Raw genomic sequence first — 230 nt, 5'->3', positions numbered from 1 at the left:
CTGTTCAGTAATTAACTTTCTTACAAGCCTTCTTTATCTTAAAAGAAAATGAACAAAAAAAAATCGTACATTAGGGCGGATATCTAATGTACGAAAGGGCAATTTTTTTATAAATGGATTAATTTCATCTGAATAGCCACTGTAACGGCTTCTACTCGATTATTAACATTAAGCTTGTTAAAGATATTAGTGAAATGGGCTTTGACCGTTCGTTCGGCTATTCCTAAATC

General features: G+C 32.2%; 1 protein-coding gene. It reads right to left on the bottom strand.

Annotated features, from left to right (window positions below):
* Positions 1-107: 107 nt before the first annotated feature.
* The coding region (locus tag MOC86_RS27315) for a response regulator transcription factor (protein ID WP_268587021.1) at positions 108-230 on the bottom strand (123 nt) is incomplete at its 5' end.

This window comes from Priestia endophytica, assembly GCF_026790145.1.
Classification (GTDB): Bacteria; Bacillota; Bacilli; order Bacillales; family Bacillaceae_H; genus Bacillus_I; species Bacillus_I endophytica_A.
The sequence above is the reverse complement of the archived record's forward strand: the minus strand, read 5'-3'. Positions and strand labels throughout refer to the sequence as shown.